20 protein-coding genes are annotated in these 17,085 nt (G+C 49.8%); 15 read left to right on the forward strand and 5 right to left on the reverse strand.

What is annotated here, in order from left to right:
* Positions 1-74 precede the first annotated feature (74 nt).
* The 3 genes from QRD89_RS07625 to QRD89_RS07635 are packed head-to-tail and all read right to left on the reverse strand — an operon-like array spanning position 75 to position 2,528.
* Positions 75-542, reverse strand: coding sequence for a FixH family protein (locus QRD89_RS07625; RefSeq protein ID WP_286096668.1), 468 nt, complete (start codon positions 540-542; stop codon positions 75-77).
* A gap of 25 nt (positions 543-567) precedes the next feature.
* Positions 568-1,938 (reverse strand): PepSY-associated TM helix domain-containing protein, encoded by a 1,371-nt coding sequence (locus tag QRD89_RS07630; protein ID WP_286096669.1) that lies wholly within the window; start codon positions 1,936-1,938, stop codon positions 568-570.
* A 14-nt stretch (positions 1,939-1,952) separates the two neighbouring features.
* Positions 1,953-2,528: a DeoR family transcriptional regulator gene (locus QRD89_RS07635; protein ID WP_353477943.1), complete on the reverse strand. Its 576-nt coding sequence runs from the start codon at positions 2,526-2,528 to the stop codon at positions 1,953-1,955.
* Between the two features lie 194 nt (positions 2,529-2,722).
* Here QRD89_RS07635 and QRD89_RS19235 point away from each other — a divergent pair, with 194 nt between their 5' ends.
* The 7 genes from QRD89_RS19235 (at position 2,723) to QRD89_RS07665 (ending at position 8,483) form a co-directional block, all read left to right on the forward strand.
* The gene (locus tag QRD89_RS19235) at positions 2,723-3,043 is read left to right on the forward strand and encodes a nucleotidyltransferase domain-containing protein (RefSeq protein ID WP_353477944.1); all 321 of its coding nucleotides are present in this window, start codon (positions 2,723-2,725) and stop codon (positions 3,041-3,043) included.
* On the forward strand, positions 3,027-3,443 hold the full coding sequence (locus QRD89_RS19240; RefSeq protein WP_353477945.1) for a nucleotidyltransferase: 417 nt from the start codon (positions 3,027-3,029) through the stop codon (positions 3,441-3,443). The genes QRD89_RS19235 and QRD89_RS19240 overlap by 17 nt, the downstream gene beginning before the upstream one ends.
* Before the next feature lie 227 nt (positions 3,444-3,670).
* The gene (locus QRD89_RS07645; protein WP_286096670.1) at positions 3,671-5,173 is read left to right on the forward strand and encodes an amidase; all 1,503 of its coding nucleotides are present in this window, start codon (positions 3,671-3,673) and stop codon (positions 5,171-5,173) included.
* 149 nt (positions 5,174-5,322) lie between these two features.
* Positions 5,323-6,261: an AraC family transcriptional regulator gene (locus QRD89_RS07650; RefSeq protein WP_286096671.1), complete on the forward strand. Its 939-nt coding sequence runs from the start codon at positions 5,323-5,325 to the stop codon at positions 6,259-6,261.
* Between the two features lie 96 nt (positions 6,262-6,357).
* A complete protein-coding gene (locus QRD89_RS07655; protein WP_286096672.1) occupies positions 6,358-7,494 on the forward strand; it encodes an FAD-dependent monooxygenase in 1,137 nt (378 codons plus the stop codon).
* A gap of 220 nt (positions 7,495-7,714) precedes the next feature.
* Entirely contained in the window at positions 7,715-8,110 is a 396-nt protein-coding gene (locus QRD89_RS07660) for a hypothetical protein (protein ID WP_286096673.1), read from the forward strand.
* 16 nt (positions 8,111-8,126) lie between these two features.
* On the forward strand, positions 8,127-8,483 hold the full coding sequence (locus QRD89_RS07665) for a nuclear transport factor 2 family protein (RefSeq protein WP_286096674.1): 357 nt from the start codon (positions 8,127-8,129) through the stop codon (positions 8,481-8,483).
* Between the two features lie 152 nt (positions 8,484-8,635).
* Here the strand turns inward: QRD89_RS07665 and QRD89_RS07670 are convergent, their stop codons facing one another.
* The gene (locus QRD89_RS07670; protein WP_286096675.1) at positions 8,636-9,136 is read right to left on the reverse strand and encodes a GNAT family N-acetyltransferase; all 501 of its coding nucleotides are present in this window, start codon (positions 9,134-9,136) and stop codon (positions 8,636-8,638) included.
* A 17-nt stretch (positions 9,137-9,153) separates the two neighbouring features.
* Positions 9,154-9,711, reverse strand: coding sequence for a DJ-1/PfpI family protein (locus QRD89_RS07675; protein ID WP_286096676.1), 558 nt, complete (start codon positions 9,709-9,711; stop codon positions 9,154-9,156).
* A 137-nt stretch (positions 9,712-9,848) separates the two neighbouring features.
* Here QRD89_RS07675 and QRD89_RS07680 point away from each other — a divergent pair, with 137 nt between their 5' ends.
* The 8 genes from QRD89_RS07680 (at position 9,849) to QRD89_RS07715 (ending at position 17,048) form a co-directional block, all read left to right on the forward strand.
* Complete coding sequence (locus QRD89_RS07680) at positions 9,849-10,721, forward strand: aminoglycoside 6-adenylyltransferase (protein WP_286096677.1); 873 nt, start codon at positions 9,849-9,851, stop codon at positions 10,719-10,721.
* A 125-nt stretch (positions 10,722-10,846) separates the two neighbouring features.
* Entirely contained in the window at positions 10,847-11,842 is a 996-nt protein-coding gene (locus QRD89_RS07685) for a LacI family DNA-binding transcriptional regulator (protein WP_026577585.1), read from the forward strand.
* Positions 11,829-12,719 (forward strand): ribokinase, encoded by an 891-nt coding sequence (rbsK, locus tag QRD89_RS07690; protein WP_286096868.1) that lies wholly within the window; start codon positions 11,829-11,831, stop codon positions 12,717-12,719. The genes QRD89_RS07685 and rbsK overlap by 14 nt, the downstream gene beginning before the upstream one ends.
* Positions 12,716-13,102 carry a D-ribose pyranase gene (rbsD, locus tag QRD89_RS07695; RefSeq protein WP_286096678.1) on the forward strand — a complete coding sequence of 129 codons (387 nt, stop codon included), beginning with the start codon at positions 12,716-12,718 and terminating at the stop codon, positions 13,100-13,102. The genes rbsK and rbsD overlap by 4 nt, the downstream gene beginning before the upstream one ends.
* An 11-nt stretch (positions 13,103-13,113) precedes the next feature.
* The gene (locus tag QRD89_RS07700; RefSeq protein ID WP_008638431.1) at positions 13,114-14,604 is read left to right on the forward strand and encodes a sugar ABC transporter ATP-binding protein; all 1,491 of its coding nucleotides are present in this window, start codon (positions 13,114-13,116) and stop codon (positions 14,602-14,604) included.
* The gene (rbsC, locus tag QRD89_RS07705) at positions 14,591-15,550 is read left to right on the forward strand and encodes a ribose ABC transporter permease RbsC (RefSeq protein ID WP_051348869.1); all 960 of its coding nucleotides are present in this window, start codon (positions 14,591-14,593) and stop codon (positions 15,548-15,550) included. The genes QRD89_RS07700 and rbsC overlap by 14 nt, the downstream gene beginning before the upstream one ends.
* Before the next feature lie 12 nt (positions 15,551-15,562).
* A complete protein-coding gene (rbsB, locus tag QRD89_RS07710; protein WP_286096679.1) occupies positions 15,563-16,489 on the forward strand; it encodes a ribose ABC transporter substrate-binding protein RbsB in 927 nt (308 codons plus the stop codon).
* A 181-nt stretch (positions 16,490-16,670) separates the two neighbouring features.
* A complete protein-coding gene (locus QRD89_RS07715; protein ID WP_286096680.1) occupies positions 16,671-17,048 on the forward strand; it encodes a hypothetical protein in 378 nt (125 codons plus the stop codon).
* Positions 17,049-17,085 lie beyond the last annotated feature (37 nt).

The following is a 17,085-nucleotide window of genomic DNA, read 5'->3' on the forward strand; positions in this document are numbered from 1 at the left end:
GTTTCAGAAAAAGGTCAGGGGGAGGTACGAAAAAAGAGACACGGCTCCCTATCATAAAGCCATGTCTCTTTTTATTAATGGTGATGACCGGAGGAGCTTGGTTCTTTCGAAGAACCGTCTTCTAAGGACTGTCTGTCTTCTTCGGTCAATTCCCCTACGACGAACTGCTTCTGCGGGACAATCGTCGACCCGTCACTTTCGGCGTGGAGCTTGATATGGTACAGGCCGTCTGATTTGAAAGTCATATCAATAGAATAGACACCTGCTTCCACACGCCGGGCCTCTTTCATTGGGTAGGAAACCGACCCGTCGTCTTTCCAGATTTCGTAATGGACGTAGTCCGGATCTGCTGCCGGCCTGCCGTTCTGCGTCAAATCAATCGTTATTGCTTCTTCCTCATCCGGCTGTATAGAATTCGGCAGGTGTATATCGGCTGCCAATGGAGTTTCCGTCTTATACAGCGACGCTGCATCTTCCTTAAGGGAACATCCCGTGAGAACGGTTGGGAAGATTAGTAGTACCATTATTATTGTTTTCTTCATCAACATCGCCTCCTTCTCTTCGTGACTAGGCATGTAAGAATCGTTTCAAGCGCGGCACTCGTTGAATGACGAGCCAGTCGACAAGCCAGACGATTACGAGCGTCAATCCGACGAGTGGGAAAAGGATGCCGAGTGCGATGAGTACGATCACAAAACCTCTCATCGTCTTCGCCGGCGGGGCTTTCGGGGCACCGAGCCCTTCTTTTGGCTTTCGTTTCCACCACAAGTAAAAACCCGTAACGGCTACAAAGATGATTCCCAGACAAATCAAGAGGCTGATCACTTGATTGATGATACCGAATTGCGTGCCTTTATGCAGGGTGATCCCCCAGGCGACAACTTTTCCGATCCAGCCGTAATTTTCGTATTGATAATCAGCGATCACAGCACCGGAATATTGATCGATGTGTACGGTCGCTTCGTCCTGCGCTTTCGGAGGAAAGGCAGAAAGAGTGAAGACGCCCGATTGGTCTGCCGGGAAATAGGCTGTATAGCTAGGGTGTACCCCGAGCTGATCCGCCGTCGAGACGACGTCATCGATCGATACCGGTGTCAGGCCATTCCCATCGGATTCCGGTACAGGAAGCGTCTCGGCCGCCCATGGGACGTCCGCAATATCCTGTGTCTCCACATCAGAAGTTGGTGCGCTGCCTGTCCATATCGATGGTGGATAGCCTTCTCCTGTATTTGTCGCAGCATTTTGGAAGTTCGTTCCCCAAAAGCCGGACCAGGGAAGACCTGTCATAATCAAGAAGAGCATGCCGGCAGCTATCCAGAAGGCTGGAATCGCGTGCAAATCCCTGCGGACGATTTTTCTCTTTTTCGTAAATCTCGGAATCAACGTTCCCCGAAGATTCTTTTTCTTCTTGGGAAACCACAGATACAGACCGGTCACTAGCAGGACGACTGCCCAGCATGCCGCCAGTTCCACAATCCGGTCTCCGGTCGTACCCGCCATCAGTTCTCCGTGGAATTCTTCAATCTTATCCATGATTCGGTCATCACTGTCCAAGGTTCCAAGTGATTCTCCTGTGTAGGGATTGAGGAAAACGGTTGTGGTCCCGTTTTCGGTGGAGATATTCACTTCACTGGAACGCCCAGGGTCTTCCCCTGGGCGGTAGGACGTGACGGTCGCATTCGGATAGCTGTCTTTGACCAGTTCGACCTGCTCGGATGCAGCCATCTTCTCTCCCTGCGGCGTTACATCATAATAATCTTGATACAGCACAGCTTCTATCTGCGGTTTGAACAAATAAATAGCACCCGTGAACGCCAGAATGATGAGGAAAGGTGCGAAAATCATACCGGCATAGAAGTGCCAGCGCCATACGGTTTTATATAATGGATTGGTTTTCTTCTTCGGTGGAGCGTTTTCTTCTTTGTGTAATGCTTGCATGTCGTACCCCTTCCTTACTTTCTGTCGGAGCAGCAATCTCCGTTCATTTCTTTAATGATCGTTGTTTTCGCACTGTCAAACGTGTGGAGTTCACCGCCAAAGCCTTTGCGGAACTTCTCCGCCTGATGCCTTGAAGCAAATATGATTGGCTGCGGGTGGCAGCAGTGAATGCCGGCATCTGAATGGAGCAGGAACGTCGCCGTTTTGGCACTGATCGTCGTGTCGAGCAGGAAGTCGCGGGCGATTACCTGCACCACTTCTTCCTGCAAGTCTTCGTAACGAAGCAGGGCGCAGTGGACACAGCAGGTCGTCTCGATCTGCTGATTTCGCTTGATGATCTGACAGGCAAGTCTGCTGGTTGTTTCTTTCAGGCAGTAGGGACATCCGTTAGAAGAGCTGGACTCCCCAGCGGCGAGTGTAATACCGTTCGCCGCTTTCTTTACTTCTTCTGCTTCGATAAGAGGTTTCAAGTCACGATAGACAGTCATCTCCGACACATCAAGGCGGCGGCTGATCGTTGAAACTCGGAGAAACTCTTCTTTCTCAAGCCATGTTAAAATTTGTTTCCTTCTTTCAATGGGTAACATCATGCAGCCCTCATTTCTATAAAACTATGTAAGATCTTATTAAAGGATAGCCTTATAAGAGTGTCGAAACAATAGTTTGATTGTTAAAAAATGTTGTAAAAAGTTATTTTGTAACAAAAAAGTCACAACTATTGGAAAAGAATGGCGGGTACGCTATTCTTGTGGCATGATGGATAAAAAGTAGAGGAGAGATAGGAATGGCTTTGTCTAAAAGATTGGAGCCGCTTGAGGCTGTGAAACGGATAATAGACGAGAGGTTCCCCGCCTGTGATGCGGCGATCGTTGCCGGGAGTGTCATCCGAGGGGAAGGGACGGCGACGTCGGACCTTGATATCGTCCTGTTTGAGCGGGAAAGACAGGCCTCTTATCGCACATCCTTCTTTGCATACGGATGGCCGATGGAAGTGTTCGTGCACAGCTTCCTTTCTTATGAAAATTATTTCGAAAGCGACAGGGAAGGAGGACAGCCGAGCCTGCAGCAAATGGTTTCGGAAGGGGATCGTGCGGGATGCCCCTGAACTAAAACGTATCCGGGAGGAAGCGAAGCAGGTGCTCTTGGAAGGACCGGACCTGTGGAGTGAATCGGTAATCAGGGAGAAGCGATATTTTATTACCGATCTGCTGGAAGACTTCATAGGGTGTTCCTCCAGGGACGAAGGAATATTCATTGCCGGATCCCTGGCAGAGCGGACGGGAGATTTTATTTTACGGACGAATAAGTGCTGGAGCGGGTCTTCCAAGTGGCTGCTGCGGGCTCTTAAGAGACATGACCCAACCATAGCTGGACAATTTAGTGACGCCTTTGACCGCTATTATCGGAATGGAGAAAAAGAATCAGTCATTCAATTGGTGGATGAAGCGATGGTTCCGCACGGCGGAAGGTTGTTCGAAGGCTTTTCGATTGGGAAAGACACATGAATAGGATAAGAATGGAGACAGCAGGGAATGATCACTGGTGTCTTTTTTTTGTATAAAATATTTTGAAAATTATAACAAATTATCGTATGATAGAGTTTACCTTCTTATTCGATTGGAAGGAAGTGGTTATCTCAGTCGCTGTTCACTATAGTGGGAACGATTTCAGTAAGTCTGATGGAAAGCCTTTCGGAAGGACAAACCATAAAATTAAAAGGTGGAGATGGGATATGAGTTTTCAAATCGAGGAAGCTACGATTGCATCGATCCATACAGCCATGATGAACAAGGAATTGACGTGCAGGGAGCTTGTCGAGATGTATGTGCAGCGAATTCACGATTATGACCAGAACGGCCCGGAAATCAACGCCATAGTCGACGTGAACATGAAGGTGATGGAGGAAGCTGATGAACTCGACACCTACCTTGCCGCTGCCGGTAAATTGAAGGGGCCGCTGCACGGGATCCCCATTCTCGTCAAAGACCAGATTGATACCAAAGGCATCCGCACGACCTATGGATCTGAAGTGTTCGATGAGCATATCCCTGATGAGGATGCCGAGATTATTAAGAAGCTGAAGCAGGACGGGGCTATTGTATTGGCGAAAACCCTGCTGCCTGATTTCGCCGCTTCCTTCTTCGCTTGTTCTTCCTCCGGCGGTGAAACGAAGAACCCGTATGCACTGGACAGGGATGCGGGTGGGTCGAGCAGCGGCAGTGCCGCCGGTGTTGCCGCGAATTTCGGGGCGGTAGCGATAGGGGAAGACACGGCGGGATCGATTCGTCTTCCTGCTTCCTTCAATAATATATTCGGTGTACGCGTAACGACAGGACTGATCAGCCGTCATGGATTATCGTCCCTGGTCCACTTCCAAGATACACCCGGGCCGATGACGCGGACGGTAAAAGATGCCGCCATCCTGCTCGATACAATGGTCGGGTATGATCCGAAAGATCCCTACACCACTGCTGTTCTTCAGACAAAAGATGCAGGTACCTACACCGAGCAGCTATCGGCGGAAGGATTGAACGGAGCCCGAATTGGAATATTACGGGAAGCGTTTGGGCCGGAAGGAAACCCGGATTGTGCGGCAGTAAACGAAGTAGCAGTCGCTGCCATTGCTGCTATGGAAGAAAACGGAGCGGAAGTGATTGATTCTGTATCCATCCCTGATTTGGAGAAGTATACGATGGAAACGGCACTGTATCATATTCAGTCCAAATATGATATTAATCAATTTTTGGAGACGAAAGGCGAAGTTACTTTGGAGGAGATTTATGAAAAAGGTCAATATCACCGGCTGCTTGATTTATTCCATGCGGTCATGACAGGGCCGGATCGTCCTGAAGAAAATCCGCTGTATTATAAGCAGCGTCACTTACAGGAAGTTTTCAGGCGAGAGATCGAGAACGTGCTCGCTCTTCATGATTTGGATGCGCTTGCTTTCCCGGATGTCCAAGTACTACCGCCGACGAGAGATGAGTTGTACAGTGGCAAGTGGATGAAAGAAATATTCCCTACCAACACCCTCATTTCCTCTCAGACCGGTCTTCCATCCTTGTCTATGCCAGCTGGTTTCACACAGGACGGCATTCCTGTAGGCATCCAACTTCTGGGACGGTCCTACGATGAAGCTACGTTATTAACGCTCGCCTATGGGTATGAACAAAAAGTCAGACCGAGGAAATCTCCGGCACTGGATCTTGTTTCTATGGATGAAAAGCAGGTATAAAGCCTGCTTTTTTTTGTTTTCAGAATGAATTCGTGTACCGATCTGCTTTCGTTCCCCCCTTTCCTGCCCTCCTGATTGTTTGGACATATTACTTACATAGAAGCCGGGATGTTTTTATAATGGAGGTTTAAAGGTTTAGGAGGGGTAAGATGGAGTACCCGTACGAGCAGGTGATGATGGAAAGAGAAACACAAATTTTCATGCTTATGCCTTCCGTGGAATACATATCGATGCATTGGCATGATCGACTGGAACTAATATTGGTGTTGGATGGGAACGTGCGTCTTACCGTCGAGAAGGATGTCTACGATTTGCAGGCGCTTGACCTGGTAGTTGTCAATGCTGATGAAATCCATGGAGTAGAAGCACGGGGACATAACCGCCTGATCATTATGCAGATACCTGTGAAATTCTTGGAATCTGTAGACCCGGACGCTGCAAAGGAATGTTTTATGCGGTTCCTTTCAGCAGAAGGGGATGTAACGAGCGCGGACAAAATAAGAAAGAGAATGATTGAAATGTTGATTCTGGCTGATAAGAATAAACCGTTTGATCATATTAAGATTCATTCCTTATGTTTGGACATACTCTACCTATTATTGAAGGGTTTCAGGACGTCATCGAATAGGGTATGCTTCCGGAAAAAGAAAAACGATCGTTCACGTCTTAACCGTATGATTCAATATATCCAGGACCACTTTTCCTATCCGATTACATTAGCAGATCTTGCGAAACAGGAAGGGCTGAGCCGGTCTTATGTGTCCAGATATTTTCGGAAGCACATGGGGATATCATTCATGTCCTATTTGAAGGGAGTGCGCTTGGAACATGCATTGCGCATGCTTATCGGGTCGGATTGGTCTATCACAGATATTGCACTCCAATCCGGTTTCTCGAATCTGACCACTTTCCATAATCTGTTCAAAACTACCTTCCATATAACTCCCCACCAATATCGTAAACAAGCCCGGTCACATCAACCTCCGAAGGTTCAGCAAAGCGGTAGCCGGATGTACCATTATGAGGAACAGGTGGATATAAACGTATTGGAAAAGGTATATGCACAACTGGCAAATGACAAGGATTGATAGGGTTTATGTCACAAAACGGGATGTTTCCACAAGAGGTCCAGTATACAATGTAGAAGGTGTTCAAACGAAGATTAGTAGGAAGAAGGTCATTCTATGTCACAATTACCAATTACGCGTGTTCTTATAGTCGGCGGAGGCATCGGTGGACTGTCGACGGCCATCGCCCTCGGAAAACTGGGGATAAAAACAGAAATAGCCGAAGTGAAACAAGATTGGCAGGTGTATGGAGTCGGTATTTTCCAGCCGCCGAATGCACTCCGTGCGTTAAATGAATTAAATGTAGCGAAACGGTGTCTGGAAGAAGGTTATTCATTTGAAGGAATGGCCTACTGCGATGCGGAAGGAAACCGATTCGCAGAACCGGAATCTCCTAAAATTGCAGGGTACCCCGGTCTGAATGTCATCTCCAGAAAAAAACTCCATGATCTTCTTCTTGAAGAGGCATTGTCTTACGACACGACAATGCGAATGGGGACAACAGTTGAATCTTTCAACCATATAGAGCAAGGGGTATCCGTACAGCTTACGGACGGGACTGTACAAACCTATGATCTCGTCATTGGCGCAGACGGAGCGAATTCCAGAATGAGAGACTTGTTATTCGGACCGATCGAAAAGTCTTACGTCGGTCAGGCTGTATGGAGATACAAACTGCCTCGATTGGAAGGTGTGGAAACGAGTATCCTGTATTATGGTGAAAAGGCAAAAGCCGGCTTGGTTCCGATGTCGGAACAGGAAATGTACCTGTTACTAACGACGTCTGAACCAGGGAATCCGAGAATGCCGGAAGATCGCCTTCATGAGTTATTATTGGACAGGATCGATGGTTTCGGTGGACAAGTGGCTGCCATCAAGCCATGGATTACCGATCCTGATGCTGTCGTTTACCGTCCAATCTTTGATCATATGCTGCAAAGTCCGTGGTATGAAGGGTCTGTCCTATTAATAGGAGATGCTGCTCACTGTACGACTCCTCATCTTGGTCAAGGGGCAGCGCTCGCAGTCGAGGATGCCGTCGTCTTAGCGGAGTTGATCAAGGAGCATGAGGATGTCCATACGATCATGCAGGCGTTTATGAATCGCAGGTATGATCGCTCGCGCTATCTTTTGGACCACTCGCACCAGCTGGCGGAGTGGGAATTGATGGAATGGGCGGGGACACTTCCAGAACATACGGATGTGGCCGCTTATTCTTATGAAACGTTGAAGAAGATGAATGAAGCTATTTAACTCTGCGCACCCCTGAAGCAGGCAGCCTCCTGGTTCAGGGGTGCTTTTATCTGCTCCCATTCCGTTCACGCTGTGTTATATTGAGAGTATCACAGTAGTGGATTTTTATGTAAATTCAAGGTGACGGCACTGATTATTTCGGCGAAAGCTATTATCTTCAACCGACCAATATCATAGGATGGTAGAAAGCCAATGATAATGGAGAGGCAGGGGGATCTGTTTGAAAAAGTATGTGTGGATCGGCATCGGGTTACTTGCGGCCGTTGGGTTAAGCTTATTCGGCTATTTTGCCGTCGCCGGATCCGAAGCGGAACCGGCACCTGTCAAATGGGAAGGGGAAGTGACACAGGAAGAGAAGGAGAAGGTAGGGAAGGTGATCGATGACGTTCTCCAAAAAGATTTTTCTGAGAATATTGAGTCGATCACATATCAGCCTGATCAGGAGGCGCTTGTCGTACAAACGACTTTTCAAAAGTCGGACGTGCAGGAAGCATTGGCATTCGATGAAGCGGTCCTTAAGAAAGCAGGAGACAAAAACAAGGGGCGGTCGTATCAGCTCATTCTGAATTACGACAACGGCGTCCCTTTCTCGACAGCTGTCATCCATAAGGACTGAGAAAAGGGGGAAGGACATGGAAACAGCTTTAGAAAAGCATTTGTATCAGCTGGAAACCAAACTGCTGGAGGGAGAGGTGCGGAAATCGGCCACATCTCTAAACGAGCTGCTGGCGGATGATTTCCTGGAATTTTCGAGCACAGGAAAAGCGTACGGGAAAGAGCACGTTCTTAAGCGGCTCCCCGGTGAAGACGATCCCGGCTTCCAGCTTGATGATTTTCACTGCACGCCGCTTTCGCCGGAAAGCGCGATGACCTCTTTTCGTATATACATCCAAAAAACGGACAAACACTCCCTGCGGACCTCGGTATGGAAACGGACAGACGGGAAGTGGCAGATGACGTTCCATCAGGGGACAATGATCGGAGATTAGATGTGCGCCTCTCTTTGGAGAGGCGTTTTATGCTATTGCCAGGGAGCATAGGGGAATTACCCTAATGCTTCCTTTTTCTTTCAAACATAAGAAAAGGAATGGTTTAAAGCTTGGGACTGCATCATCGATCCCTTCCTGCAGGCTGCCCGCGGTCAAACATCATCGATGGACAACAGCTCTTTGTGGAGGATTTCCCCGGGAAGTCCGTCAATCGTCCCTTGATAAACAGAAACAAAACCTTGTTTCGTTAAGATTCTTTTCGAAGCGGTATTCTTCGGATCGATGACGGCCGTCAGTCTATCGAGGCCTTGGTTTTCTGCCATGGTGATTAACCTTCCGGCTATCCTACTTCCGTATCCGAGACCCCAGCAATCCGGCACGATCATATAACCGATTTCCGCTTCTTCTTGTTTTTCCACGCTGCGGGTTAAATGGGCAAGTCCGAGAAAGCCGCCGGACGAATCGTACACTTTATACGAACCGAACGACGTCCCGTCGGCATTCCTCTTCAGCAGTTTGTCGAAGTTGCTCCGGGCTTCTTCTTCTGGTATGGCACGCTCGGTTATTTGAGCCATGACACGGACATCAGAAACAAGGCGGAAGTAGTCGGAGAAGTCCCCCTCTGTAAATTTCACCATGCTTATCTCTTTCATATGTTCCCTCCTGATGATCAAGCACGAAGCTGGTTTTTAAAGAACAGCACGGTTTCGAGTTCATCTTCCCGGTCCCGGAACAATCCTGCTTCTTTGGCGACGGCGACGGCAAATTCGATGTAGGCATTCCCTTCCGCAGTAATGACATTCCCGCTTACCGTCACGTCCGTTTTGCTTCTGCCTACTTCGGGAAGGTAATCCGGAAATTCCTCCGACTCGAGGGAAGTGGAATATTCTCTGTCTTCGAGCACTCCGCTCATGCCAAGCAGAGCAGAGGCCCCGCAGATGGCGGCAATTCGCTTGTTCTTGTCATGAAACGATCGGATGAGTGTCCTTAAGGCATCATCGCCGATCAAAGGCTCCGGATCTCCACCCGGGATCACGAGCATGTCATAATCATCCACGTCGCAATTATTTATGTTGTGGTCTACCCGGATGACAAACTGACCCGAATGTCTGATCTCTTCCGTATGGCCGGCCGTCTCAATCGTGACATCTGTTTCGCTGAATATATAGGCAAGTGGACTGATTTCCCAATCGACATACCCGTCGTATAAAAAGAAAAGAGCTTTCATGGATTCGCCTGCTTTCCATAAGGAATAAAATTACTCTCTGATTTTACCATAATTTTCGGAAAATTAAGGAGCGGATAGAGGAAAAAAGGTTCCTTCTGTCAAAGATATACTAGGATCAATGGACGGAGGGATAACAGGTGAGGACGGAATTGGAAATGATGAATCTGATTAATGGAATTGCCGAAGCGGATGAGCGGATCCGTGCCGTGTATATGAATGGTTCAAGAACAAATCCCAATGTGAAAAAGGATATTTTCCAGGATTATGATATTGTTTTTGTCGTGAAGGACATCGGTTCGTTTCTTGCAGACGGTTCGTGGATCCATCGGTTCGGTCGGATTCTTATCGCGCAGGAGCCGGATAAGGGGAGGGACCAAGACGAATGGGATTGGTACGGGTACTTGATGCTGTTGGAAGACGGAAACCGCATCGATCTCCATTTGGAAACGATCGCGCATGCAGAAGCGAACTATGGACAGGATTCTCTGACACTGCCTATTCTCGATAAAGACGGAATTCTTCCGACAATTCCTGAATCTGCGGATACGGATTACCATATTCAAAAGCCGGACAGGGAAGAATTCTACCTTTGCTGCAACGACTTCTGGTGGTGTCAGCAGAATGTGGCGAAAGCGATTTGGCGGGATCAGCTGCCCTATGCGAAATTCATGATGGAAGAGATCATACGCAGCAGGCTCAACCAAATGGTGTCCTGGTGGATCGGTTTCGATATGGGCTTCGACCTATCTGTCGGAAAAGCGGGCAGCGAATTCAAACGCCTGCTTCCGGATCCGTATTGGAATCTCTACGCGGCTACATACGCCGATGACAGCTATCCGGATATATGGGCCGCTCTCTTTACGATGGGAGATTTGTTCCGCTTCCTCGGCCTGGAGGTCTCCGGGGCGGGCGGGTACGATTATCCGGATGGAGAAGATGAGGCGATGACGAACTACCTGCTTCATGTGAAGCAAATGCCTGCCCACGCTAAGGCCGTCTTCGACCTTTGATAAAAAGAACAGAGCTTTCCTTATTTTTTGAAGAGGAAAGCTCTTTTTTGCAAAAAGGGAGGTTGCTTTCCTTGAGTGGGTATGCTACATTTTATGTAACCGGTTACATAAAATGAGGTGAAGACGTGGTTACAATAAAAGATGTAGCGAAGGAAGCCGGCGTCTCTGTCGCGACCGTATCCCGTGTGTTGAACGACAACGGATATGTCGGTGCCGACACGCGTGAGAAGGTGATGGAGGCGATCTCGAAACTGAATTACAGTCCGAATGAAGTAGCCCGATCTCTTTATAAGCGGGAATCGCGGCTGATCGGCCTGCTGCTTCCTGATATTACGAACCCGTTCTTCCCGCAGCTGGCAAGAGGTGTCGAGGACGAGGCGGCCCGCGAAGGGTTTCGTCTGCTCCTTGGGAACAGTGATGAGAAAGCGAAGAAAGAACAGGAATACATTCAAACGTTCCTGCAGAATAACGTCGTCGGAGTCATCTCCGCGACCAACAGGGCGGATGATGGTATTTATGAGCCTTTATCGATTCCGCTTGTGCTGATGGACCGTACCTCCGGTGCCTATCCGTCCGTTTATGCGGATGGACGGGAAGGCGGCAGACTGGCGGCAAAAGCGCTGGTCGAACGAGGCGCGAAAAAAATCACGCTTATAAAAGGACCGGCGCACGTCAAGCCTGCGATGGAGCGGTTTCAGGGGGCGCTCGAGGTGCTGGGGTCGGCAGAAGTTGACTTCTCGGTCCTGTCGACAGACTCTTACACATTCGATGCAGCGAAAGGCTGGGCGGAAGAGCTGTTCCGGGTGCACCCGGACACGGATGGTGTGATTGCGAGTAACGATATCGTCGGAATTGCGATTCTCCATGAAGCTCTGCGCCTTGGGAAGCGGATTCCGGCAGACGTGCAGGTGGTCGGCTATGATGATATTCCACAAAGCAGTCTCGCCTATCCACCACTGTCGACAATCCGCCAGCCTGCCTACGATATGGGCAGGGAGGCAGCGAAGCTTCTGATCCGATTAATTAAAAAACAAAGCATAACGGAAACGGCAGTCGAACTGCCGGTAGCATTTATAGACAGACAAACGACTAGAGGAGGAACACATGATGAAGAAAGCTAAAATTGCCGTCATCGGCAGTTCGTCGATGGATCTCGTAGTAACATCAGCAAAAAGGCCGTCGGCAGGAGAAACGGTTTTGGGGGAATCTTTTCAAACGGTGCCTGGAGGCAAGGGAGCCAATCAGGCGGTAGCGGCAGCTCGCCTCGGGGCTGATGTCTATATGATCGGCTGCGTCGGAACAGATCCATACGGGGAAGCTGTTCTCACTAATTTTCGTGAAAACGGTGTCCATACGGACTATGTGGAACCGGTTACAGATGCTAGGACAGGAACGGCTCACATCATTTTGGCCGAGGGGGACAACAGCATCGTCGTCGTTAAAGGGGCGAATGATCACGTGACGCCGGATTACGTAGAGAAGCTGATTCCTTTTTTCCAAACGTGCGACCTGCTAATGATCCAGCAGGAAATTCCGGAAGAAACCGTAGAGACGATGGCTCAAATCAGTGCCGACATCGGGGTCCCGCTGCTGCTCAACCCGGCGCCTGCCAGGCAAATACCGGCGGAAGTCATCGAACAGGCTGCTTTTCTTACTCCGAATGAGCATGAAGCAGCCGTGCTGTTCGACGGCGGCAACCCGGAGGATGTAACAAAGCGTTATCCTGGAAAACTGCTCATCACGGAAGGGGAAAAAGGCGTCCGCTACTATGACGGCGCAACAGAGAAGCTCATCCCTTCTTTCTCCGTTCAGGTCGTCGATACGACAGGGGCAGGGGACACATTCAATGCGGCGTTCGGAACAGCTATTGCAGAGAAGCAGGACATGGAAGCGGCACTGCTCTTCGCTAATCGTGCGGCATCGCTTTCTGTAACAGGCTTCGGTGCGCAAGGCGGAATGCCGACGAGAGAAGAAGTGGAAAGGGCGTTACGGTCATGAAGAAAAAGGGGATGTTGAACAGTCATATTGCGAAGGTGCTCGCAGATCTCGGCCATACCGATACGATTGTGATTGCCGATGCCGGGCTGCCGGTGCCGGATGGTGTAAGGAAAATCGATGTGGCTCTCCGGGAAGGAACGCCGTCCTTTCTGGAAGTCATTAAGCTTATGCAGGAGGAAATGGTCATCGAACAGGTGACGCTTGCAGAAGAAATCGCAGGCAATGAAGCGGTGCACCAAGAGATGGCCGCAAGCTTCCCGGCCATCCGCTACACGGCCCACGAAGCTTTCAAGGAAGCGACGGCGCATGCAAAAGCTGTGATCCGTACAGGAGAAACGACGCCCTATGCGAATGCTATCCTTCATGCGGGCGTCACTTTTTAAGGAGGGATACGATGCACATACGTATGGAAAACATTCATAAAGCCTTCGGTAAAAATAAGGTGCTCGAAGGTGTCGATATAGAAATCAGGGACGGGGAAGTCCATGCCCTGATGGGGGAGAACGGAGCCGGAAAATCGACTCTGATGAACATATTGACGGGGCTGCATAAACGGGATGAAGGTACGATTATCATAAATGGCGAGAAGCATACCTTCACCAATCCGAAGGAAGCTGAGAAGTCCGGTGTCGCCTTTATCCATCAGGAGCTGAACGTGTGGCCGGATATGACGGTGCTTGACAATTTATTTATCAATAAGGAACCGGTTACATCTTTCGGTTTAATTCGAAGGAACAAAATGAAAGCGATTGCAGAAAAGCAATTTGAGAAGCTTGCGATCACCATCCCGCTGACCAAGGATGCAGGGGAGTGTTCCGTCGGGGAGCAGCAGATGATCGAAATCGCCAAAGCGCTCATGACGGATGCGAAAGTGATCATCATGGACGAGCCGACGGCGGCGCTTACAGAAAGAGAGATTGAAAAGTTGTTCGCGGTCATCCGTTCCCTCAAACAAGACGGGGTATCCATCGTATATATTTCCCACCGGATGGAAGAGATCTTTACGATTTGCGACAGGATCACGGTGATGCGTGACGGAAAAACCGTCGATACGACACCGATTCCGGAAACGGACTTCGATGACGTCGTCCGGAAAATGGTCGGCAGGGAACTGACGGATCGTTTCCCTGCCCGAAAACCTTCTGTCGGAGAAAAGGTGCTGGAAGTAAAGAATCTTTCCCGGGCAGGAGCGTTCCGAAATGTCAACTTTTCTATACGAGCCGGCGAAATCGTCGGTGTCGCAGGATTGATGGGGGCGGGACGGACCGAAATCATGCGGGCGATCTTTGGACTCGATCAGAAAGACGACGGGGAAATCGTCATGAACGGGGAACCGATTGTCGTCAGGCGTCCTTCCGAGGCCGTTGCCAAGGGCATCGGGTTTATTACGGAAGACCGGAAAGAAGAAGGGCTCGTCCTTGATTTTTCCATTAAAGATAACATCGCTCTTCCCAGCTTGGCGAGTTTTACGAAGTACGGCCGGATCGAAGAGAAGAGTGAATCGGATTTCGTCGATCTCCTTATCAAGCGGCTGACCATCAAAACAGAATCTTCGGAAACGCCGGCGAACCACCTCTCCGGAGGAAACCAGCAGAAGGTCGTCATCGCGAAATGGATCGGAATCGGGCCGAAAGTATTGATTCTCGATGAACCGACAAGAGGGGTCGACGTCGGCGCGAAGCGGGAAATCTACCAGTTGATGAACGAACTGACGGACAGGGGAGTAGCCATCATCATGGTCTCTTCGGAGCTTCCGGAAGTGCTCGGTATGAGCGACCGGATTCTCGTCGTCCATGAAGGAGAAATCGCAGGAGAATTGGGCAGAGAAGATGCCGATCAGGAAAAAATAATGACATTGGCTACAGGAGGTCATGTACATGGATAACGCAGTCAAAACGAACCATATCGGGAATTTCATCCAGAAGCTCGGACCGCTGCTCGGTCTGATCGTATTGATGGCGACCGTTTCAATAATTAATCCGAGCTTTTTAGAACCATTGAACTTATTGAATTTATTAAGGCAGGTTGCCATTAATGCATTAATTGCTTACGGCATGACCTTCGTCATTCTGACAGGAGGGATCGACCTGTCCGTCGGGTCCATCCTTGCTTTATCGAGTGCTTTGATGGCGGGGATGATGGTGTCCGGCATGGACCCGATCCTTGCCATTTTGATCGGCTGTCTGCTCGGCGCCGTAATGGGTATGGTCAATGGGCTGTTAATTACGAAAGGGAAAATGGCTCCGTTTATCGCGACACTTGCTACGATGACCATGTTCCGCGGCTTGACCCTTGTTTACACCGACGGGAACCCGATTACAGGGCTCGGAGACAGCTATGCGTTTCAGCTGTTCGGAAGGGGCTACTTCCTCGGTATTCCGGTACCGGCGATCACGATGCTTCTAGCTTTTCTCGTCTTATGGGTGATTCTGCATAAGACACCGTTCGGAAGAAGGACGTATGCGATCGGCGGAAATGAAAAGGCAGCACGGATCTCTGGGATCAACGTTTCCCGGATGAAAATCATGATCTATTCCCTTGCCGGCCTTTTGTCCGCATTGGCGGGGGCGATTCTTACCTCCCGACTGAATTCCGCGCAGCCGACGGCGGGTACGTCTTACGAACTGGATGCGATTGCAGCCGTCGTACTCGGCGGGACAAGTTTATCCGGGGGGCGTGGATTGATTGTCGGGACGTTGATCGGCGCCTTGATCATCGGAACATTGAACAACGGGCTCAACCTGCTCGGCGTCTCGTCCTTCTTCCAGATGGTCGTCAAAGGAATCGTCATTATCATCGCCGTATTGATCGATCGCAAGAAAGCAGCATAGGAGGGAAATCGTATGAAGAAATTATGGATGATAGTCATCGGCTTTTCGCTCATCTTTCTCGGTGCTTGTTCGCTGCAGCCGCCGGAGTGGGCAAAGCCTGGAAATAAGACAGATATGGATGATATCACAATCGGTTTGTCCGTTTCGACGTTAAATAACCCGTTCTTCGTATCTATGAAAGACGGTGTGGAGAAGAAAGCGGAGGCAGAAGGAATGGACGTGTTGACGGTCGATGCACAGAACGATGCGGCGAAACAGATCAGTGACGTCGAAGATTTGATCCAGCAGGGTGTCGATGTGCTCTTGATCAACCCGACGGATTCTGCGGCTATTTCAACAGCCGTGCAGTCTGCGAACAGCATCGGTATACCTGTCATCACACTCGATCGCTCTTCTGAAAAAGGGGACGTAGAGACGCTCGTCAGCTCGGATAACGAAAAGGGCGGCGAGATGGCCGGGGAATACATCGTCGAGCAGCTTGGCGAAGGTGCGGCAGTAGCAGAACTTGAAGGCGTGCCGGGAGCATCCGCGACGAGGGAACGCGGTGCCGGCTTCCACCATGTTGCAGATGAGAAGCTGGACGTCGTCGCAAAGCAGACGGCGAACTTCGACCGGACGGAAGGCCTGGATACCATGGAAAACCTGATCCAGGGAAACCCGGATATTAAGGCTGTATTTGCTCACAACGATGAAATGGCGCTCGGGGCGTACCAAGCAATCAAGAGCTCCGGCAGGGATGTGCTTGTCGTAGGATTTGATGGAAACGAGGACGCTCTCTCCAGCATCGAACAGGGGAATTTGTCAGCGACAGTAGCCCAGCAGCCGGAGGAGATCGGCTCCCTTGCTGTAGAAGCAGGGCTTGATGTCCTGCAGGGAGAGAAAGTAGAAGAATACATTCCGGTTCCACTTAAATTAGTGACCAAGGATACGGAACAATAAGAAGAAGACCCTTTTGGCTCGTTTGCATAAAAGGGTCTTCTTCCTTTGTATTTCCATCCGCATTTCAAGTGCCGGCTGTTTTACGGACAGGGAGATCCGCTGCCGGGTTTCCTAATACCCTCTCATAAAACGTTAAATATTCCATAATCTGTTATAATAGTGTCAAAAGAGGAGGGATCGTGTGAAAAAAGCAGTAGGGGTCTTCGCGTTTTTTCTTCTTCTCCTCGGCTGTTCCCAGGAAACACACCGTTTTGAAGGAACGGGTGATTTCTGGGATGTCCGCTTCCAGGCGGAGGTGACAGGGGAAGACAGGCAGACATCGTCCCTGCAGATCCGCTACATCGGGGATGGGGAAGCTCCTTCCACGGTCGATTACTATTTGGATACCCCGGCCGGAGAGTCTTCCCGAACAGGGGCCTTGCTAGAAGACGGGGCGTTTCAATATTCCGGAGGGGGCTGCTCAGGCTGTGCCGTCAACGAAGCTGACGACGACATCGTCTTTACGATTGATTGGGACGGGGAATCGGAGCAGATCGAACTGCAGAACGAAGACCAATGAAGCAGGTGAACCGCTTGACGGAAGAAGGACGGAACAG

It is taken from the genome of Halobacillus sp. ACCC02827 (assembly GCF_030291935.1).
GTDB lineage: Bacteria > Bacillota > Bacilli > Bacillales > Halobacillaceae > Halobacillus.